The organism is Lacinutrix chionoecetis, from assembly GCF_053604665.1.
Genome location: NZ_JBSHNQ010000087.1, coordinates 379,606 through 400,187 on the forward strand (window position 1 = coordinate 379,606; position 20,582 = coordinate 400,187).

Sequence of the window (20,582 nt, forward strand, 5' to 3'; positions counted from 1 at the left end):
GAAATCACCTTTAAAAGGCTCTCAATACAACACTCATACGTTACGTCACTTGAACTGACAATACGTATAGTTTTTAATTAGTGTGCCTGTCACTTCGAGTGATTTTCGAAGTATGAGAAAATTGTATCGAGAAGTTGCAAAATGTTTAAAATTAATAAGACCTCACAGGTTTTTAAAACCTGTGAGGTCTAAAATATTGTAAACTGAAACTGTTTACTGTTTACTTTTTTGGATGCACCAATTTCATCTCATCAATTAATCGTGTTGCACCAGCAAATTTATCGACGATAAAAAGTATATAACGCGCATCTACCATAATATTTCTACAAATTTCCGGATCGTAATTCATGTCACTCATGGTGCCTTCCCAAACACGGTCGAAATTTAAACCGACTAAATTACCTTCGGCATCAATGGCAGGACTTCCAGAGTTTCCACCAGTGGTGTGGTTGGTTCCTAAAAAGCACACAGGTACTTTTCCGTTTTTGTCAGCGTATTGTCCATAATCCTTAGTTTCGTATAAATCAAGAAGTTTTTTAGGCACATCAAACTCGTAATCTCCAGGAACAAACTTTTCTATAACACCATCAAGGTAACTTACAGGCTCGTAATACACAGCATCTCTTGGCGAATAACCACGTACTTGACCATAAGTTACACGTAATGTACTGTTAGCATCTGGAAAATAACGTGCTTCTGGTAAGGCTTGCATTAAAGCTGTCATATACTCGGTTTGTAACGCAGTAATTGCCTCATTTTTTTCTTGAAACTCGGTATCAATATTTTTCGTAAAATCCTCTATAATTGGTTTCGCATATTTGTAAGCCGCATCTTTGTTTAGCTTTTTAATAACGTCTTTAGCATTTCCTTTTAACAACTCTAAAGCAGAATCTAAATTAGTAAATGCCGTTTTATCATAAATTGAAACATCTATATTCGAAGAATACTTAGGCATAACAGCTTGATAAACGCCTTTATCTACATTTACATCGTAATTTTTGTGTATGCTTTTTAATCGCGAAATTAAAGCAGCTCTAGCTTTCTCGAAGTTAGCTTCATTGGCTTCCGTTGCTTCTTCCAGTTGGTAAGCTCTATAAGTCATTTGCATGAGTTCGTTAGTAACAATAAACACTTCAATAAAGTTTCGGCGTTTAATATTTACATTAGCAAAATCTTTATATAGTTTATCGAATTCTGGCAAAATGTTTCCGTACTTGTCTTCAAGCCCTTTTTCTTTTAAGGCTTGCGTAAATTCTGCTTCAAATTTTTGTCTTTCGGCAACCGCATTACTTTTTTCAATGCCTAAATTTTCACCAATCCATTTTTTCCAGGCATTCGCAATTCTCGCTTGTTTTGAAGCATATTTTATTCTTACATCGTCACTCGATTTCATCGCAGCGTCAATTACCTTTAAAGCGGCTTCACGAATAGCAATATTACTTGGGTTAAATTCTTTAGTAATATGCTCTATTGCCACTGCTGGTAAATACTCGTTTGTTCTTCCTGGAAAACCAAAAACTAAAGTAAAATCGCCTTCTTCAACACCATCTAAAGAGATTGGCAAAAAGTGTTTTGGTTTATAAGGCTTGTTGTCTTTACTGTATTTTGCTGGTCTATTATTTTCATCGGCATAAATACGAAACATTGCAAAATCACCAGTATGTCTTGGGAAAACCCAATTGTCTGTATCACTACCAAACTTTCCAATACTACTTGGTGGTGCACCAACCAGACGAATATCTTCAAAACGTTCTGTTACAAATAAAAAGTATTGATTGCCATTGTAAAACGATTTTACTTTAGTGTCTTGCCAAGCCTCTTTTGTTGTGGCTGCTTCAACTGCATTGCTATTTTTGCTTATTTGAGATTGCTTCTCTTTTTCGCTCATAGCCTCGTTAACGCCAGCTAAGACTTGATCCGTAACATCTTCAATTCTAACTATAAATTCTATAAAAAGACTTTCGTTTGGTAATTCGTCTTCCAGATTCATGGCCCAAAATCCATCTTTTAAGTAATCGTTTTCTAAAGAGGAATGCGATTGTATTTGTCCGAAACCACAGTGATGGTTGGTTAAAATTAAACCTTGATCGCTAATAACTTCGCTGGTGCAACCACCATTAAAATGCCCAATAGCATCTTTTAAACTAGAATTATTAACATCGTAAATATCTTTTGCGGTTAATTTACTGCCAAGATTGGTCATTTCTTCTTCGTTCATTCCTTCTAAAAGCGAAGGAATCCACATGCCACCTTGTTGAGCAGAAACATTAATGGTAATGAATAAAATTAAGATTTTTAAAAATTTCATATTGTATATTTTATAGATGTGACTAAAATATAAAAATAAGTTAAAAGAACTGTGTAATAGCAGGATTTAACTATATTTATTTGAAGATGAAAAACGAATTACAACATCATTCAAAACTGCCTAATGTTGGCACCACCATTTTTTCTGTAATGAGTGCTTTGGCGAATAAGCACAATGCAATTAACTTGTCTCAAGGTTTTCCAAATTTTAAAAGTGATCCCAAACTTATAGAGTTGGTAACTAAAGCCATGCAGGCTAATTATAACCAATACGCACCAATGCCTGGTAATATGCAATTGCGGGAAGCCATTGCAAACAAAATGAATTTGTTATATAATTCCTCCTACAATCCAGAAACCGAAATTACAGTAACTGCAGGTGCAACACAAGCTATTTATACAATTATCTCAGCTTTTATAAGGCAAGATGATGAAGTAATTATTTTTCGTCCTGCGTACGATTGTTACGAGCCAGCTGTAGAAATTAATGGTGGAGAAACCATTTCTATGCAATTACATGCACCAGATTATATAATAGATTGGCGTGAGGTTGAAAATAAATTTTCAGCTAAAACAAAAATGATTATTATAAATACACCACAAAATCCAAGTGGTTCTGTGTTTTCTAAAGCCGATATGTTAGCCCTCGAAGAGCTAACAACAAATAGCAACTGTATTGTATTGAGCGACGAAGTTTACGAACATATTATTTTTGATGGATTACAACATCAAAGCATCTGTAAATTTCCATATTTAAAAGCACGAAGTTTTATCACGGCATCGTTTGGGAAAACCTTTCATAATACAGGTTGGAAAGTAGGGTATTGTTGTGCTCCAAAAGTTTTAATGGATGAGTTTAGAAAAGTACATCAATTTAACGTGTTTAGTGTAAATCATCCTACACAAAAAGCTTTGGCAGATTATTTAAAAGAGCCGAATAATTATCTGGAATTATCGCAATTTTATCAAGAAAAACGTGATTTATTCTTAAATTTAATTAAAGGTTCGCGCTTTAAATTTAGTCCTGCAAAAGGCACGTACTTTCAGGTGTTAGATTTTTCTGAAATCACTCAAGAAAATGATGTTGCATTTGCTAAAAAATTGACAGTAGAAAATGGAATTGCTTCCATCCCATTATCGGTTTTTAACGATAATAATAGAGACGATAAAGTGTTACGTTTTTGTTTTGCAAAAACCGAAGAGACTATTAAACAAGCCGCAGATATAATTAATAACATATAATTTAGTATATTAAACTAATAAATTCTAAAATAGAATAACGATGAAAACAATAAAATTAACAATAGTATTGCTCCTGTTTGGTGCAAGCTTAGCCTATGCACAGGAAATAAATTACAATAACGAAACGTATACTGTAAAAAGAAATAAAGTGTATAAGGACGGCAAAGATCAAACTGAAATTTTAACAGCCACAGCACAAGAGGAAATAAAAACCCGTTTTGAATATCTTGAAGCACAGGAAAAGGAATTAAAAAAAGCAGAAGAAGCACAAGAAAAGGCCGAAAAAAAGCAAAAACAAGCAGAAAAAGAGCTTAAAAAGAGAGAAAAAGCAATTAAGGCAAAAGAAAAAGCAGAGCGTAATTTAGAGAAAGCTGAAGACAGATATGCTTCAGAAAATAAGAAATTTGAACGCTTAAAAAGAAAAGGAAAACTCTCACCAGATGACCATGATAAGTGGGAAAAAAAGTTCGAAAAACTTAGAGATAATATCGCTAAAGCAGAGAAACGTTTAAAGCGTTTATAACATGGCCGAAAACCTTAAAGTCGCGTTAATTCAATCTAACTTAGTCTGGGAAAATGCAGTACAAAACCGTATTAATTTCGAGACGGAAATTAAGGCTATTTCTCAAACTGTAGATGTTATTATTTTGCCAGAAATGTTTACCACTGGTTTCAATATGAATGCAAAAGCTATTGCAGAAACTATGAAAGGAGAAACAATTTCTTGGATGCAACAATTAGCAAAAGAAAAACAAGTAGCAATAACGGGTAGCGTGGTTATTTTTGAAGATTCAAAATATTACAATCGTTTGCTATTTGTTAAACCAGATGGTGAGATTCTTAAGTATGATAAAAGGCATAGCTTTTCTTTAGCTGGAGAAGACAAAGTTTATACGGCTGGAAACGAAAGAGCGGTTGTAGAGTTTAACGGTTGGAAAATTTGTTTGCAAATATGTTACGATCTTCGTTTTCCTGTTTGGGCTAGAAATACAACCAATTATGATGTGCTGCTTTATGTTGCCAACTGGCCAAAAAAGCGAATTGCAGCATGGGATGCCTTATTAAAGGCGCGAGCCATAGAAAACATGAGTTACAGCATTGGTGTTAATAGGGTAGGTTTGGATGGAAATAACCATGAATATCCTGGACATTCTGCTGTTTATAACGTTTTAGGAGAACAGCTTACAGGGCAAAATAGCGATAAGGAGTCTATAGATATTGTGACATTAAGCAAATCTCACATTCAAAAAAATCGAAAATATTTAGGTTTTTTAAACGATAGAGATGCGTTTAATCTAACAACTTAAATGTTGTAATAGCATCGAAACCTGCAAGCCCTTCAATTTCTTCGGGATGATAACTAACGCGTTCTGGTTGTATACCATTTAAATAATCTCCAGTATCGTACTTACCATTTTTATTACTATCAAAAATTACACGCATGTAATAATTTCCAGGATCTAAAAAATTAAAATCTATAGGTTTTGGTTCTTCTACATACTGCTCGGCTACTACTTCGTAGTTTTTTGTGGTTAGTTGAACAATTACCGGATAGGTTGCATTTTCAAGTATGATTCTGGAATTGTAGTAATTATAAACGTTCTGTGTCTTTACCGAATAATTTAATGTATCGTTACTGTTTTCGAATAAATCGATTAAGGCATCTGGAAGCAATTGTATTTTATAACTGTTATTTTCAGTTTTATTAAATTTAAGTGCATAGCTATTTTTTAAACTGTCGTATGCAGTTTTAAAATCTACTAACGACGAGTCTTTATCGCGAATTGAGATTTTACTCTCATTTATAGTTTGAAAAGGAATATTTGCAGTAACGTAAAAATCTTTTTCAATCCCAATTGTACCTCTCGGGCTTCCGGTTACCGTAAGGGTATCACGCGCTTTGTCTCTAAGCCTAACGGTAAACGTATCTATGACCTTATTATTAGTAACCTTAAAAATTAATGAATCGGTTTTTAGCTTCGGGTTATAATAGTAGTAAAGCGAATCGGTCTTTTCACTTTTATAATAACGTCCTTTAAAGCTATCAGTTACTTTAGAAAGCAGTTCTATTTTGGTGTTTTTATAATCGCCTTCAAAGCCAAAAATTATTTTTTCTCCAGAAACCAAACTTGGTTTAGATGCTCTGTAATTAATTTTTTCGGCAAACAACTTAAGCTCAAAAATTTTGGCAGTATCACGTGGTAAAACAACTGGTGTTTCGTAAAAAGCAATTTTTTCATTTTTTTGCTGAAATTTATTATCGCCATTTTCATCTCTTAAGGCACGAAGCATATAAGTACCAGCTTTAACATTTTCAATTTTAAAATTGGTAGTACTGTCCAAGGTGTTAGTAATATAGTTTGGTTCTTTTTTATAAATTAAAGAATCTGAATAGGTAGAGTCTTTTTCATACAAACCAACCGATACAAAATCATCAACTTCAAATGTCAAAGCATCTTTAATAACACCTTTTACCGATAATGAATCGATATAATCACCAGTAGAAAAAACATACCTGTAATAAATAAACGGGTTTTCTTCATTATTATCTACAATGCTATTGCCAAAATTAAAGGCATACGTAGTGTTAGGTTGTAGCGTGTCGAAAATTTTAATTGTTACGTATTTACTTGGTGTGCCTAAGGGTGTAATGTTTGGTTGCGTATTCATTGGTGGTGAAATAACCAGCTGCTTGGTGAGGTTTTTAGTTTTAATGTATTCATTAAAATAAATTCTAATCTCTTTGCCCTTAAAATTAGTTGAATAATTTTCTGGCTCGGATTTAACAATAATTGGAGGCAAGATATCTTTTTCACCGCCAGTTGGTGTGCCTCGGTTTGCACAACTAAAAATAATTATAGCAATGGTGAGAAAGAAAAGACTATTATAAAATTTGTTTTGCATACTTTAAAACTTGTCTGCAAAATAACAACATATTTGTAAAGTAGCATACTTAGTGATGTATTAAGCCTTTCATTTATTAAGAATTTAACATTATGTATTGAAAACGACTATTTATTTTAGGCAATAGCCATTGTTGCAATGCTAATTTTTATGTGCTTGGCTTTATTTAATTCTTGCATACATGCCTCTAAGGTCGCTCCTGTAGTAATGATGTCATCTACTAAAAGAATGTGTTTTCCTTCAATTTGTCCTGAGTTAACAATGGCAAATAAATCGTCTTTTTCACTCCATCTGGCAAATCTCTTTTTAGATACTTGAGACGTTGTATTGGTTATTTTTATTAACACATCATCAATGTAAGTAACGTTTAAAGCCTTTGCAATTTCTTGACCAAAATTGGTAACTTGGTTATACCCACGACTTCGCAATTTTTTTTTGTGTAATGGCACAGGAATTACCATATCTATAGTATTATAGTTTGGATTATTGCTTAATTCGGTGCCTAGCCATGCTCCCAGAAAAGTTCCAATTTCTTGTTGTTCCCTGTATTTTAATTGATGGATGAGTTGTTGCACGATACCTTTTTTTTCAAATCTGAGCAAAGCAGTACCATTTTCAATATTGGCTCTACCATAAAACAGTTTATTCACAAAGTCATCATTATTTTGATGAAAATGGGTTAAAGGCAATTTATGTCTGCAAGAAGTACACACACATTTCTCGTTGTCAATTAATTGGTAATGACATGCTTGGCAAACCTCTGGAAAGAAAATATTTAATAATGACTTTAGCATTTTGTCGATAAAATTATATGTTTTAACAGTTTTTTGTACAATTTATCGAAAACACATAAGCATTTTGACATTGTTTTATAAATATATGTATTTTTACATAACCAAATTTTTCGCTATGATTATTTACCCCCAAGTCAATAGTCTTAAAATAGTAATATTACCTGCATTCGCTATACTTATTATTTTAGGAATTTACAGTTACAAAAGTTACACCTCTCTTGAGGAATTCGACACGTATCTCACCAACGAAAATGATGCTGTTGCTTCAGAACTATTCGATATGATTGTCGAATATCATAATCTTGAAGTAGATAATGACAGCCTCAAAATTCAATTGGATATATCCAGAGAAAAGATTACACGTATTTTAGATTCTGTTCAAAGTTTAGAGCCTAACATCGCTTTAGTTACTAATTATAAGAAACAGCTACAAGTTCTTAAAAACGAGAATAAAAAGATTCTTAAATTGGTAGAAAAACTCCATTACGAAAATGAAATATTAAAATTAGAGGCCGATTATTACGCAAACGCATTAGACCAATCTGAAATAAAATTATCTAAATATCAAGCTTCAGCAAGTAAGCTTTATAATGTTAACAATAAATTAAAGCAGAAAAACGAAGGCTTAAGCGATAAAATAGATGAAGCGTCATTAGTGTTTCCTAAAATTACACTGGTGGAAGCCGTGAGAAGGATAAAGTCTGATAATAGTATCGTTACCACAGATAGGGCAAGAAGAACAAGAAAATTAAATGTTTCAATTAAAATTCCAGAAAACAAACTGGCTGAAAAAGGTAATAGATCTTATTACATGCAGGTTATTGACCCAAACAGCAATGTTGTTGGAGACAGAGGTAGTGTAACCATTAGAAACAGAGAAACCTTAATTAAAAGTAAAGAAATTACTATCGATTACCAAAACGATGAGCTAGCAGTTAACTATTTTATAGAGCAGAACGAAAATGAAGAATTTGTAAAGGGTGTTTACCACGTTGGGTTATACGATAATCAAGGGTTAATAGAAAACACAACATTTACGCTGCAATAATTTATTTCAATTTTATTATGTAAAAAAGACAAAGAGCTACATCGCTCCTTGTCTTTTTTTTATTTTGTTTCAATGAGGTTCAACAATTAAATTTTCATTTCATCGACTTTATATTCTAAATAAGAATGTAATTCTATAGCTTAGAGAATTAATTAAATTAAAATGATAGTTAACCCTCAATTATTTAACTATAGATTAATTATTGGTTCATTGGTAGTAGCCATTGTAATTTTAGGCGCTTACAGCTATATAAGTTACGATACTATAAAAGAAAATCAGGTGTTTATTGAGCAAGAAAAAGGTCTTGTAGAGAACGAATTATCTGAAATGATTTCGAGTTACGAAGCGATAGATATTAAAAACGAATCTATTACCAAGCAGTTAGAAGAAACGAAATCCAAGATAACAACAATTCTGGATTCTGTTAAACACTTAAAAGCTAATGTATCTTTAATTTCTAAGTATAAAGCACAAATAAAAGTGCTAAGAAAAGAGAATGCACAAATTCTTGAAATAGTCGATGATTTAGAAGCAGAAAATAAGGCGCTTAAAATTCAAACCAAACAAATTGAAAGTAGTCTGGTTAATACCGAAACAGTAACAAACGGACTAAAGGTAAAAAATGAAGCGCTGGCTAAATCAAATTTAAAACTAAAGAAAAATTTAGAAAAGGCAAAGCAGTTATCTATTACTAATATCGTTGCAGAAGGTGTTAAAAGAGTGACGTCCTCAAAAAGAATAGTAGATACCAAAAGTGCTAATAGAACAAACCAATTTCACGTATGCTTTACCCTTGTTAGAAACGAACTGCTTGAGAAAGGACCAAAGGATTTATATATTCAGGTTTTAGATTCCAGAATGAATGTAGTTGCAGACAAAGGCACATTAAACTTTGGCGACACGTCTTTAATATATTCTGCTAAGGAAACCGTAGACTATAATAACGAAGATTTAAAAATTTGTGCTTTAATAGATAAAGGGTCAGAAAATTTAACAAAAGGAGCATATTTTGTTAGTGTATTTCATGAAGGCAAAAAATTAGGAAGAACAACCATCCAGCTAAAATAACGCATAGATTCTTTTAAATCTTGATGCAAATCTTTGCTATATCAAGGCGCATTTGTGTTTTTTCATTATTTATGGTCTAAATTATCTTTTTTTTTACTAATTTTCAAAACCTACTTACGTTAAGCCAGATAAATTCAATTCCATGTTAATAATTCCCCAAATTAGCAGTTCCAGATTTTTAATAGTAGTTTCACTATGTACATTTATTGTATTGTCTGTCTCGATGATATCCAATCGTTTGGAACTTGAAGATGAAAACTACATGCTTGAGCAAGAAAAAAATCTCATGCTTTATGAACTATCAGAGATGATAGATATTTATGACACTGTATCACTCCTAAAAGATACTCTTAGATTACAGCTTGAACACTCCAAAGTAAAACTAATTAGTACCATAGACTCAATTAATAAATTGGAACCTAATGAGCAGTTAGTCAATAATTTGAAATCTCGAATTGCACAACTAAAGAAAAAAAACGCGCAAATACTTTTTAATGCAGGTTTAAAAGAAAACGAAATCAATAAGCTGAGAAAAGAAAAAAATGAATTTAAAAAAATTTTGAAAACCAGAGATTCTTTAACAAATATAATGGCTTCCCAATATGAGCTATTCTATGACAGTGAGGACGTTTCAGATACAGATACAGAGCACCTTAACACCCTTTTTATAAGTAATTTAAACGTAAAAGGCACAAAAAGAATAACCTCAAAAGGTAGAGTAGTAGATACCAGATATGCCAGAAAAACAAAAAAATTTCATGTAGAATTTACCTTTGTTAAAAACAAGTATTTATCCAAAGGAAATAAAACATTATACTTTCAGGTGCTACATTCCAATATGACTGTTGTCTCATCTCAAGGAACAGTAAGTTTTGGAGAGAAATCACTTATATATTCTAAAAAGAAAAGCTTTTATTACAATGGTGAAGAATCTGTTGTTTCCGCAATTATAGAAAATGAAGGAGCAGATAATCTTAAAAAAGGTACCTACTTCGTTAACGTTATTTATAATGGTGAGATACTTGCAAGTAAGTCTGTAATATTAAAATAAAAAAACCTGAAAATATTTTGTAAAACCGCTTCAAATATGGAGCGGTTTTATATTTTTGTAGTTATGGCAAATCAAGACGATAAATTTAAAAAAGTAATCTCTCACGCAAAAGAATACGGTTACGTATTTCAAAGTAGTGAAATTTACGATGGCCTGAGTGCTGTTTACGATTACGCACAAAACGGTGTCGAGTTAAAAAAGAATATTCGCGACTATTGGTGGAAAGCCATGGTGCAAATGCATGATAATATTGTAGGCTTAGACGCAGCCATTTTTATGCATCCAACCACATGGAAAGCTTCTGGACACGTAGACGCTTTTAACGATCCGTTAATTGATAATAAGGATTCTAAAAAACGTTACCGTGCAGATGTTTTAATAGAAGACTATTGTGCTAAAATTGAAACTAAAATTGAAAAAGAGATTAAAAAAGCCGAGAAACGTTTTGGCGATGCATTTAATAAAGAAGAATTTATAAGCACTAATCCTCGTGTTTTAGGCTATCAAGAAAAAATAGATAGTATTTTAAAGCGTATGGGGCAAAGTCTTGAGAAAGAGGATTTGGCAGATGTTAAAGCACTTATTGAAGAACTTGAAATAGGATGCCCTTTAAGCGGTAGCAAAAACTGGACAGAAGTTAAACAATTTAACTTAATGTTTGGTACCAAATTAGGTGCTAGTGCAGATAGCGCTATGGACTTATATTTAAGACCCGAAACGGCACAGGGTATTTTTGTAAATTTTCTTAATGTACAAAAAACCGGACGCATGAAAATACCTTTTGGTATTGCACAAACAGGAAAGGCCTTTAGAAATGAAATTGTTGCCAGGCAGTTTATATTTAGAATGCGTGAGTTTGAGCAAATGGAAATGCAATTTTTTATTAAACCAGGAACACAAAAAGAATGGTTTGATCATTGGAAAGAAACCAGAATGAAATGGCATTTATCTTTAGGTATGGGAACCGAAAATTACCGTTTTCACGACCACGAAAAGTTAGCACACTATGCAGATGCTGCCACAGATATAGAATTTAAATTCCCATTTGGATTTAAAGAATTAGAAGGTATCCACTCGCGTACAGATTTCGATTTAAAACAGCACGAAGAATTTTCTGGTAAAAAATTACAATACTTCGATCATGAGGACAACGCAAGTTACACACCTTATGTTTTAGAAACTTCTATAGGTTTAGACCGTATGTTTTTAGCAGTATTCTCTAACGCACTTGTAGAAGAGGAATTAGATAATAACACCAGCAGAACAGTGCTTAAATTACCAGCAGTTTTAGCGCCTTTTAAGGCAGCAGTTTTACCATTGGTAAAAAAAGATGGCTTACCAGAAATTGCACAACAAATTGTAGAAGATTTAAAGTGGGATTTTAATGTTGCTTACGACGAAAAAGATGCTGTTGGAAGACGCTACAGAAGACAAGATGCCAACGGTACACCGTTTTGTATCACTGTAGATCATGATACGTTAGAAGATAATACAGTTACCATTAGACACAGAGACACTATGGAACAAAGCCGTGTAAAAATTGAAGAGTTAAGAGACATTATTAAAAAAGAAGTTGACGTAAAAACGTGGCTTATAAAAATGAAATAATAATTCTCTTTGACTAAAATATCTTAATAAAAAACGCTCAAGCAATAACTGTTTGAGCGTTTTTGTTGTTTTTAAATCAACCTTTTTAAAAACGATATCCAAGAGAAATCCCTCCGCGTCCTACAAAATCTGTATCTCTGTCTGAGCCAGTGACATTTCGACCAATACCTAAATATATCTCAGCAATAAACCCTCGAGGAGTTACAAATTTCCCTCCTGCAGAGATACCAAGTGCAAAGTCGGTATATTCTACATCATCATAACGTCCAAATCCGTTAGTAGTTTCAGGCTGAATATATTCACTTTCTTTTGCTTTGTGTAACATACCAAAGCCCTCTACAAAAAATCCTTTAGCGTATTTGTTAGAAAAAAAATGTCTGTAAAAACCTGTTGCCGAGAATGTTCTGTAATAGTCAAAATCAAAATCGTCATTGTTACCTAAATTGAATAAAACAGATAATCCAACTGAAGATTCTTCATTTAACAAGCGCTCGTACGTAACATCTGCAAAACTGAAAATAATTAAATTGGTCGTATTAATTTTTATCTCGTTTTTTTCATCCGAAGTAGCTTTTGCTTCTTTATTGTCATTTTGAGCAACTGCAAATAGACAAAAAAACAGGAGTGGAAATACTAATATTTTTTTCATTATAATTTATAGTTTAGTTAATAAGAATCTTTTTTTAAATAAATACGAATGTATGTAAAAAGTTGCATATTTATGCGTTAAATTATTACCAAAAATAAGCCATGAAATCATAGGCTTTTGGCGTCATTTTCAACTATACATTCTGCTGTATAAACGTTATTAAAAATAAGCCTTCAACTGTACATTTCCAGTGTGTATGGTTTTACTTGTTTCGGTTTTTCTGCCAAAATAAGTAAGATTCAAATCTAAAAATTTAGTAATTTTTTGCTGTGCCAAAATGCTCCAAGTCAAATTCTTACCTGGTTGTAAACCTTCCAGCATCTGGTAGCCAACAGGAGAATTGGCATTGCCTTCAAACGTATTAGAGAAGATATTTAGCTCTCCAGAAATAGCAGATTTTACGTTTTTGTTAAGCGCAAAAGAGAAGCCGTATTTTTGTTGGTTAAGTGTTTCTAAACTTCCAATAGTATTTTTCTTATTGGTATACTGGTAAAACACATCGAACCTAACATTATCATTTAATAAATAAGAAAGTTTCGGGTTAAAACGTTCTTCATCTATTTTAAAATTTTTAGAAACAAAGTTTTCGCTTTCACTTTCATTTTTATCGAATCCAGTAAGAAAGTTTATAAGCCAGCTGGCTGCAAATTTATGGTTAAAATTTAATTGATGACTTCGTAAATTATTTGCAATAAAGCCAACGGTAAGTACATTCCGAGATTGATTACTTAAATAGGTGTAAGAAGTAGTATAGCGCTGTTTACCACGATTGTAAAATAGTACATTCCTGAAATTAAGTTGTAATCCAAGCTGGTTGTCTTCGTCGTTTTCAAAAGGGTTTATATTAAAGGTATTGCCTGCACGCTTAATTTTGCGGTCTATTAAATAGCTACTTTGGTTATAAAAGTGTGACCAGAATTTTTTGCTTTTACTCTCTTCATTAATCCAATTAGCTGGGTTTAATGTAAGCGTTTGGCTTAGCCTGTTTTGGTGTGTTTTTATAAATACCTGATTGGGTAATAATACCCTAATATATTGTCCTTGATCTTGAAATTGGGCAATTTCAAATTCCTCTAATTCTTGAATTCCGTTACCATTATAATCATTCCAAGTGTAGGCACCTTGTCCAGACTCTACTTCAACGTACGTAAAATCCTGTTGTGGTAGTGTTCCAGAATTAGTCTCGAATACAGTATTCCAGTTCACGATATTTTTAAAAAACTGCTGACTGTATAATAATCGTGAATTTAGAGACTGTTCGTCTTTAATAGTTTCATCCTCACTTTTTAAAGTTCTGTAATTTGCAAACAAAGACAAATTAGTACGCTCATTCTTTATTAATCGAGAGTTTAAATAATACGTATTCGAGTTGTTTACACGTTGTAAGTTGTTGGTTCTCAAACTATCGTTTACCCTGTATTTGTATCCAATTTCTACAAAAACACCTGTGCTATCTCCAACACCTGTATAAACTTCGTAAGCTTTAAAGCGTTGACTTAAGTTTGTAAAACTATCTGTTACTACTTCTTTTTGTTCATTGTTTTCTGCAGAAAACCTTCCGCCTACCCATTGCTTTTTAAAATTGTAACGTGCCTCGTTATAAGTACGTAAAAATGTGGACGTTGTTTGCGATGCATTACTATTTAAAAGGCTTGTATTAGTTGCGAATGATAATTTTTCATTTAAAAACAATTTCGCATTTACACTATGTCTGTTGCCAGAAAAGCCATCAGAAAAGCCTAAATGTTCAAATAAATAATTGGTTTTACCTTTTTTAGTATGAAAGGCTCTCGTGCCAGCCGAAAATAAAATTTGATCTCCAAAATTAGTATTTAACCCATTGGTAGTAGTGGCATCAATATTCCAATCACGATTAAATTCTGGATTGTATAAGCCTTGAATATTTCTAAATTCTTTTTTAATAAAATCACCATCTACAAAAGCATCAAGATTCCACAAACTATCCTGTTTAATTAAAGTTTGCTTGATATTAATTTTAGCGGCATAACCATTGTTGTTATCGTCGTCAATATCAGAAAAAAGGTTTAAGTCGTTTTTGCTTCCAGCAACTTCAAAACTAATGTTTGTTTTTTCAGTTGGTGTATAACTACCGTTTACCACTGCAACTTGTAATTTAACAGGCGCAACCAATTGCACTATTGGTTCAAAATTTCCTTGTGGCACGCCCAGAACAGGTGCTACGTATTCGTAAATAGTATTTATTGCATTAATACTGCTTATTATATAATTACCTTGATTATCACCCACATTGGTAAAGCGAACACTAAACAAGGTGTCATCTGGATTATTAGAAAAAACAAAAGCTTCAACACCGTTTACAATCTCTTTTTTATATAAAATTCTATTTTCATTAAAGGCTTCTTGTACACTTGATGGTGCCACCATTTGAGATCTATCGTCTCCTGCTTCTCCTAATATTGCAACCTGCTCAGACGATAAATTTTGCTGTAATGGATTATTTTTGGCATCATTTTCAGAATAAACCGAAGCACCTAATTTAAATTTTTCAGTTTGGTATGTTCCACCTCCATAAGCCACCAACCGCGAATAATTTCTATCGCTAAATTGATAATCTACGGTAATCCTCATTTCGCTGGTAATAGGAAAAGTAGAATTAAATATAATCTCTCCTGCATTGTAATCTATAATGTAATCTTCGGTTTCGCCTCTGTTTACTACAATTCCGTTTACATAAACCGTTTCACTACCCGAAACAATAAGTACAAATAACTCGCCATTATTACCTTGCAATTTGTAGGGACCTTGGTTCCCTTCCTGTGCTGTAAATTGGCTTGTTGTAAATTGCCCACGCACTAATGCTCCAGAAGCAAAGAGATTAGTTATGGCATCATCATCGCCTAATCTAGTTTTAACCGAAAGCCCTTGAACACGTTTTGAAAACTCAGCAAAATAAGAGTTCTCGTTTACCAAATCTATGTCTCCAGCGCGAATATTCCATCGGTCGCTAAAAATCTCGACAAAAACTTGGTCGAATTCATCTAAACGTTGAGAGTATCCACTTTCCTGTAAGGGTATATTTGCATCTTGTATAGAAGCTCTTAGCGATACATTATCATTTAATTTTCCAGTAATTTGTAAGTCTAATTCGCTATTTAAAACCGAATTTTGATTGTTACCTATAGTGACACCACGCGAAATACTTCCGCTGGTTGTTAATCCATCAAAAGGAGTGAATTTATTCTCTGTATTAGATTGTTGAATTTTATACAGTTTATTAAGATTACTGTTATTTTCTACAATTACGGCCTCGTCAAATTGTCTATAGATTTTGGTTAAAAATTCTGGATATTTTAAATAATTAATAATTATAGAATCTGCTTCAATGTTCTTTTTAAACGTTAAAATGGCTTTTGGGAAATCGATGGTATAAAAGGAGGAATCTATACTCGTGGAGTCTTTTAATTTAACCGAAAAATTCTTGGGATTTATACTCACACTATCAATTACAACAGTATCGCTTACAGCGACGGTTTTCTGCTTTAAACTCTCATAACGCTCTTGCGAGAGTGCTACCAGTGAGATGCAAAAAAGAAAAAGAGTAATTGTTAATTTCATATAGTACTTAAACTAAAAACTTGGAATTATATTTTGTTGATAGTTTGTGATTAATTTAAGAATAAATTGATGTTGTAAAAGTAACGCATTATTTATTTTAGCTGAAATAGAAACAGAACATTATGAAAATCATCTCCTACAACGTTAATGGTATACGAGCTGCAATTAATAAAGGTTTTATAGAATGGCTAAAAAGTACTAATGCAGACGTGGTTTGTTTACAGGAAATTAAGGCTATGAAAGAGCAATTAGATGTGTCGCTTTTTGAAGCTGCAGGATACAAATACAATTACTGGTACAGTGCCCAAAAAAAAGGGTACAGCGGTGTTGCCATTTTAAGTAAAATAGAACCAAAGCACGTAGCTTATGGAACAGGAATAGGTACTATGGATTTTGAAGGCAGAAACCTGCGTGCAGATTTCGATGGTTTATCTGTTATGAGTATGTATCTGCCTTCTGGTACTAATATGGACAGGTTAGAGTTTAAACTTAATTACATGGCAGAAATCCAAGATTATATTAATGATTTAAAAGTAAGCATACCAAATCTGGTAATCTGTGGCGATTATAATATTTGCCATGAGGAGATAGATATTCACAACCCAAAAATGAAAAATGTTTCAGGTTTTTTACCTGTAGAACGCGAGTGGATTGGTAATTTTATAAACAGTGGCTTAATAGATTCTTTTCGTTATTTAAACCCTGAAAGAGTAGAATATAGTTGGTGGAGTTACAGGGCAAATGCCAGAGCAAATAATAAAGGTTGGCGTTTAGATTATGCTATGGTTACAAAACCGTTACAAGAAAAAATAAAAAGAGCCGTTATATTAACAGAAGCAAAACATAGTGACCATTGTCCAATATTATTAGAGTTAGAAAGTTAAAAAATTAAAAACAGTAAACTTATTTAAGTAAACAAAATAATTAAAAATTTCCCAAATGAAAAGCAAAGCAACACTCTTAGTCATAGTTTTAATTGCAATCACGTCATGTGTGTCTCCAAAAGTGTATAAAGATTTAGAAGATAAATATGCCACATTAAAAAAGGAAAACCGAAACTTGCAGGACGAGAACAGTACGCTTCTTAATGAAAAAAATAAAGCAGAAAATCAATTAGCTAAACTTCAACAAAACTATAATGAAGCTGTAGCTAAAAGAGATAAATTACAAAACGATTACAATGCTGCTAAATTAAATTTAGATAATTTAAAAGCGTCTTACGACGCTTTAGACGCTAACAGTTCGAGTGCCATTGCTGCAAATTCTAAAAAAAACAGAGAACTATTAGCGCAGTTAGAAGCTAAAGAACAAGCGTTAGCAACCGAAAATTTAAGACTGGAAACGCTTAAAAAAGAATTAGAAGCAAGATCAAATAGAGTTGCAGAGCTTGAAAGTGTAATTGCAGCCAAAGAGGCAGAGATGACAACTTTAAAAGACGCCATTACAAGAGCGCTAACAGATTTTGAAGGGAAAGGATTAACCATAGAGCAACGCAATGGAAAAGTATATGTTTCTATGGAGAATAAACTCCTTTTTAATTCTGGAAGTTGGGCAGTTGGAACAGAAGGTAAAAAAGCAGTACAGCAATTAGGTAGCGTTTTAGGCGATAATCCGGAAATTGCAGTTTTAATAGAAGGGCATACAGATAATGCACCTTATACTGGTTCAGGACAAATTACAGGAAACTGGGATTTATCGACCAAAAGAGCAACAGCGATAGTAACAATTTTAAGAGAGAACAAAAAAATTAATCCAGAAAACTTAACTGCTGCTGGACGCGGAGAATTTGCGCCAATAGCCAATAACAATTCGGCTGAAGGTAAAGCCAAAAACAGAAGGATAGAAGTAATTTTAACACCTAAGTTAGATGAGATCTCAAAATTGCTAAACGAGATATAGCCTAAAACTTAACAAACATTTAGACCTTTCCTTTTCATTTTAAAAGAAAGGTCTTTTTATATTTATGAAAAATAAAGCTATTTATGAAATATACCACACTACCAAATACAAACATTAAAGTAAGCAAAATTTGTTTAGGTTCTATGACTTGGGGTAACCAAAACACAGAAGCAGAAGGACATAAGCAATTAGATTATGCTTTAGATCAAGGCGTTAATTTTATTGACACAGCCGAATTATACCCAGTTCCTGCCGAACCTAAAACACAAGGAGCAACGAGTAAGATTATTGGAAGTTGGTTAAAAAAATCAGGAAATAGGGATAAAATAGTCTTAGCATCAAAAATTGCTGGAACTGGTGACTACACTGCTCACATTAGAACATCGGGCTTCGACAAACAAGGAATTAATGACGCCGTAGATAATGAACTTAAGAGGTTGCAAACAGATTACATCGATTTATTTCAACTCCATTGGCCAGAACGGGAAACGAACACTTTTGGAGTAAGGGATTACAAGCATAACTCGAATGATAAGTGGGAAGATAATTTTAGAGAAGTTTTACAAAGCTTAGATGAAGTTATAAAATCTGGTAAAATTCGCCATATTGGTTTATCTAACGAAAAAGCTTGGGGAACAATGCGCTACATTGAAGAATCAAGAAAGAACAATCTACCTAAACCAATCACAGTTCAAAATGCGTATTCTTTAATTAATCGTGTTTATGAAGGTGATATGGCAGAAATTTCTATGCGTGAAAACATTGGTTTGTTAGCATATTCCCCAATGGCATTTGGTGTACTTTCTGGGAAATATATTAAGAAATCAGCTTCTAAAAACTCAAGACTTAAACTGTTTCCCAGATTTGCGAGATATAGCAGTGAGGAAGCTACAAAAGCAGCTACACGATATATGGATTTAGCAGAAGAAAATAACATGACTTTTGCTAAAATGTCTTTAGCGTTTGTAAATCAAAGAGAATTTCTTACAAGCACAATAATTGGAGCTACAAATTTGGAACAGCTTAAAGAAAATATTGATAGTGTAAATCTTTTTTTGAGTAATGAAATTATGGATAAAATAAATGAGATTCATAGTGAAATACCTAATCCTGCTCCTTGATAAAAATTAATTTCTTACATTCTTTCCTGGTTTAACAAAATCACTGTAGGATAATGTTAAAAGGATTCTCTTTTAATCGTTAATAAAAGTATTTAATCTATAATAGTAATGTTATTTGAATTGAGATTGTATTTTTTTTTAGTTTAGTCAATTACTTAAACTAATTGAATTAGCAATGATGAGAAAAATTACACTTCTATTGGCTGTTATGGTTCTATTTTTGGGTCATATAGTCCACGCGCAAATTACAACCTATCCATACACCGAAGATTTCGAATCTGGTGATGGTGGTTGGACAGCAGATAACGCAACAAATGGTACTTGGACTTTAGGAACACCAGCTGCAACTGTTATTAACAGTGCTGCTTCTGGGACTAACTCGTGGGTGACCAATTTAACAGGTAACTATAATAATAATGAATCGTCTACAGTTACAAGTCCTGTATTCGATTTGTCTTCATTGGCAGCGCCATCTATTTCGCTAAGTATTTGGTGGAATTCAGAGTTTAGCTGGGATGGTATGGTTTTACAATCTTCAATAGATGGAGGTGCCACATGGGTTAATGTTGGTGCTTTTGGTGACGATGGAAACTGGTATACAGATAATTCAATAAATGGTAATCCAGGTGGCCAGCAAGAAGGGTGGTCTGGACGTAATAGCACAAATAATGGTTCTGGTAGTTGGGTAACAGCTATTCATCCATTGACAGGGTTAATAGGAGAAACGAGTGTACAATTTCGTTTTGCATTTGGATCAGATGGATCAGTACCAGACGAAGGCGTTGCTTTCGATGATATCTCTATCTTTAATGTAAGCTGTCCGAGTCCAACAGGGATTACAGCAACGACGTTAAGTGAATCTGCAGCCGATATAAACTGGACTGCAGGTGGCGCAGAAACCACATGGGAAATTATAGTACAAACAGCAGGAACAGGAGCTCCAGCAGATACAGATACAGGCGTTTCAACAATGAGTAATATGCCTTATCCAGCAACAGGATTAACACCAAGTACAGCTTACGAAGTTTATATTAGAGCAAATTGTGGTGGAGCAGATGGTAATAGCATCTGGACAGGCCCTGTAAACTTTACAACATTTAATACACCACCACCAACACCAGTAGGCGTTACATGTGCTACAGGAAATTCTACTACCATATTTACAGAAGGTTTTGGAGACACTCCAGGTGTTGCTCCAACAGGATGGACAGGTACAGGTTTTGGAGGTGCTAATGGTAACTGGCGTATTACAAACCCAGCAGCCAATTCTACAGGCACAGGACCAGCCAATTCT

At 33.2% G+C, this 20,582-nt stretch carries 16 protein-coding genes; 11 read left to right on the plus strand and 5 right to left on the minus strand.

Annotated features, from left to right (window positions below; all coding sequences use genetic code 11):
• Positions 1 to 220: 220 nt before the first annotated feature.
• Complete coding sequence (locus ACVC43_RS16635; protein WP_452225673.1) at positions 221 to 2,308, minus strand: S46 family peptidase; 2,088 nt, start codon at positions 2,306 to 2,308, stop codon at positions 221 to 223.
• 86 nt (positions 2,309 to 2,394) lie between these two features.
• Between ACVC43_RS16635 and ACVC43_RS16640 the strand changes: the two genes are divergently transcribed.
• Genes ACVC43_RS16640 through ACVC43_RS16650 form a run of 3 tightly spaced genes read left to right on the plus strand, consistent with a single transcriptional unit; the run spans position 2,395 to position 4,856 of the window.
• Positions 2,395 to 3,549, plus strand: a complete 1,155-nt coding sequence (locus ACVC43_RS16640) for a methionine aminotransferase (RefSeq protein WP_452225674.1) — start codon at positions 2,395 to 2,397, stop codon at positions 3,547 to 3,549.
• Positions 3,550 to 3,589: 40 nt separating this feature from the next.
• A complete protein-coding gene (locus tag ACVC43_RS16645) occupies positions 3,590 to 4,072 on the plus strand; it encodes a hypothetical protein (protein ID WP_452225675.1) in 483 nt (160 codons plus the stop codon).
• 1 nt (position 4,073) lies between these two features.
• A complete protein-coding gene (locus tag ACVC43_RS16650) occupies positions 4,074 to 4,856 on the plus strand; it encodes an amidohydrolase (protein WP_452225676.1) in 783 nt (260 codons plus the stop codon).
• Here ACVC43_RS16650 and ACVC43_RS16655 read toward each other — a convergent pair.
• Both ACVC43_RS16655 and ACVC43_RS16660 read right to left on the minus strand, forming a co-directional pair.
• A complete protein-coding gene (locus ACVC43_RS16655) occupies positions 4,840 to 6,453 on the minus strand; it encodes an Ig-like domain-containing protein (protein WP_452225677.1) in 1,614 nt (537 codons plus the stop codon). The genes ACVC43_RS16650 and ACVC43_RS16655 overlap by 17 nt on opposite strands.
• Before the next feature lie 116 nt (positions 6,454 to 6,569).
• The gene (locus tag ACVC43_RS16660) at positions 6,570 to 7,247 is read right to left on the minus strand and encodes a ComF family protein (RefSeq protein ID WP_452225678.1); all 678 of its coding nucleotides are present in this window, start codon (positions 7,245 to 7,247) and stop codon (positions 6,570 to 6,572) included.
• Positions 7,248 to 7,362: 115 nt separating this feature from the next.
• Here ACVC43_RS16660 and ACVC43_RS16665 point away from each other — a divergent pair, with 115 nt between their 5' ends.
• The 4 genes from ACVC43_RS16665 (at position 7,363) to ACVC43_RS16680 (ending at position 12,022) form a co-directional block, all read left to right on the plus strand.
• Positions 7,363 to 8,295: a hypothetical protein gene (locus ACVC43_RS16665; protein WP_452225679.1), complete on the plus strand. Its 933-nt coding sequence runs from the start codon at positions 7,363 to 7,365 to the stop codon at positions 8,293 to 8,295.
• Positions 8,296 to 8,457: 162 nt separating this feature from the next.
• Entirely contained in the window at positions 8,458 to 9,363 is a 906-nt protein-coding gene (locus ACVC43_RS16670) for a hypothetical protein (RefSeq protein WP_452225680.1), read from the plus strand.
• A gap of 142 nt (positions 9,364 to 9,505) precedes the next feature.
• The gene (locus ACVC43_RS16675) at positions 9,506 to 10,414 is read left to right on the plus strand and encodes a hypothetical protein (protein ID WP_452225681.1); all 909 of its coding nucleotides are present in this window, start codon (positions 9,506 to 9,508) and stop codon (positions 10,412 to 10,414) included.
• 63 nt (positions 10,415 to 10,477) lie between these two features.
• A complete protein-coding gene (locus tag ACVC43_RS16680) occupies positions 10,478 to 12,022 on the plus strand; it encodes a glycine--tRNA ligase (RefSeq protein ID WP_452225693.1) in 1,545 nt (514 codons plus the stop codon).
• 85 nt (positions 12,023 to 12,107) lie between these two features.
• Here the strand turns inward: ACVC43_RS16680 and ACVC43_RS16685 are convergent, their stop codons facing one another.
• Both ACVC43_RS16685 and ACVC43_RS16690 read right to left on the minus strand, forming a co-directional pair.
• On the minus strand, positions 12,108 to 12,671 hold the full coding sequence (locus tag ACVC43_RS16685; protein WP_452225682.1) for a DUF3575 domain-containing protein: 564 nt from the start codon (positions 12,669 to 12,671) through the stop codon (positions 12,108 to 12,110).
• Between the two features lie 159 nt (positions 12,672 to 12,830).
• On the minus strand, positions 12,831 to 16,268 hold the full coding sequence (locus ACVC43_RS16690) for a hypothetical protein (RefSeq protein ID WP_452225683.1): 3,438 nt from the start codon (positions 16,266 to 16,268) through the stop codon (positions 12,831 to 12,833).
• A gap of 122 nt (positions 16,269 to 16,390) precedes the next feature.
• On the opposite strand from ACVC43_RS16690, the gene ACVC43_RS16695 reads away from it, so the two are divergent.
• The 4 genes from ACVC43_RS16695 to ACVC43_RS16710 form a co-directional block, all read left to right on the plus strand.
• On the plus strand, positions 16,391 to 17,152 hold the full coding sequence (locus ACVC43_RS16695; protein ID WP_452225684.1) for an exodeoxyribonuclease III: 762 nt from the start codon (positions 16,391 to 16,393) through the stop codon (positions 17,150 to 17,152).
• A gap of 55 nt (positions 17,153 to 17,207) precedes the next feature.
• Entirely contained in the window at positions 17,208 to 18,167 is a 960-nt protein-coding gene (locus ACVC43_RS16700; protein WP_452225685.1) for an OmpA family protein, read from the plus strand.
• An 83-nt stretch (positions 18,168 to 18,250) separates the two neighbouring features.
• Positions 18,251 to 19,288, plus strand: coding sequence for an aldo/keto reductase (locus ACVC43_RS16705; RefSeq protein ID WP_452225686.1), 1,038 nt, complete (start codon positions 18,251 to 18,253; stop codon positions 19,286 to 19,288).
• Positions 19,289 to 19,463: 175 nt separating this feature from the next.
• Positions 19,464 to 20,582: fibronectin type III domain-containing protein (locus tag ACVC43_RS16710; protein ID WP_452225687.1), on the plus strand; the 1,119-nt coding region annotated here is incomplete at its 3' end.

Excerpts from the sequence above, each read along its gene's own strand:
- ACVC43_RS16685 (WP_452225682.1), bottom strand. The coding sequence starts at position 12,671 with ATGAAAAAAATATTAGTATTTCCACTCCTGTTTTTTTGTCTATTTGCA.
- ACVC43_RS16670 (WP_452225680.1), top strand. The coding sequence starts at position 8,458 with ATGATAGTTAACCCTCAATTATTTAACTATAGATTAATTATTGGTTCA.
- ACVC43_RS16640 (WP_452225674.1), top strand. The coding sequence starts at position 2,395 with ATGAAAAACGAATTACAACATCATTCAAAACTGCCTAATGTTGGCACC.
- ACVC43_RS16645 (WP_452225675.1), top strand. The coding sequence starts at position 3,590 with ATGAAAACAATAAAATTAACAATAGTATTGCTCCTGTTTGGTGCAAGC.
- ACVC43_RS16655 (WP_452225677.1), bottom strand. The coding sequence starts at position 6,453 with ATGCAAAACAAATTTTATAATAGTCTTTTCTTTCTCACCATTGCTATA.
- ACVC43_RS16705 (WP_452225686.1), top strand. The coding sequence starts at position 18,251 with ATGAAATATACCACACTACCAAATACAAACATTAAAGTAAGCAAAATT.
- ACVC43_RS16675 (WP_452225681.1), top strand. The coding sequence starts at position 9,506 with ATGTTAATAATTCCCCAAATTAGCAGTTCCAGATTTTTAATAGTAGTT.
- ACVC43_RS16660 (WP_452225678.1), bottom strand. The coding sequence starts at position 7,247 with ATGCTAAAGTCATTATTAAATATTTTCTTTCCAGAGGTTTGCCAAGCA.
- ACVC43_RS16690 (WP_452225683.1), bottom strand. The coding sequence starts at position 16,268 with ATGAAATTAACAATTACTCTTTTTCTTTTTTGCATCTCACTGGTAGCA.
- ACVC43_RS16665 (WP_452225679.1), top strand. The coding sequence starts at position 7,363 with ATGATTATTTACCCCCAAGTCAATAGTCTTAAAATAGTAATATTACCT.
- ACVC43_RS16700 (WP_452225685.1), top strand. The coding sequence starts at position 17,208 with ATGAAAAGCAAAGCAACACTCTTAGTCATAGTTTTAATTGCAATCACG.
- ACVC43_RS16680 (WP_452225693.1), top strand. The coding sequence starts at position 10,478 with ATGGCAAATCAAGACGATAAATTTAAAAAAGTAATCTCTCACGCAAAA.
- ACVC43_RS16695 (WP_452225684.1), top strand. The coding sequence starts at position 16,391 with ATGAAAATCATCTCCTACAACGTTAATGGTATACGAGCTGCAATTAAT.
- ACVC43_RS16650 (WP_452225676.1), top strand. The coding sequence starts at position 4,074 with ATGGCCGAAAACCTTAAAGTCGCGTTAATTCAATCTAACTTAGTCTGG.
- ACVC43_RS16635 (WP_452225673.1), bottom strand. The coding sequence starts at position 2,308 with ATGAAATTTTTAAAAATCTTAATTTTATTCATTACCATTAATGTTTCT.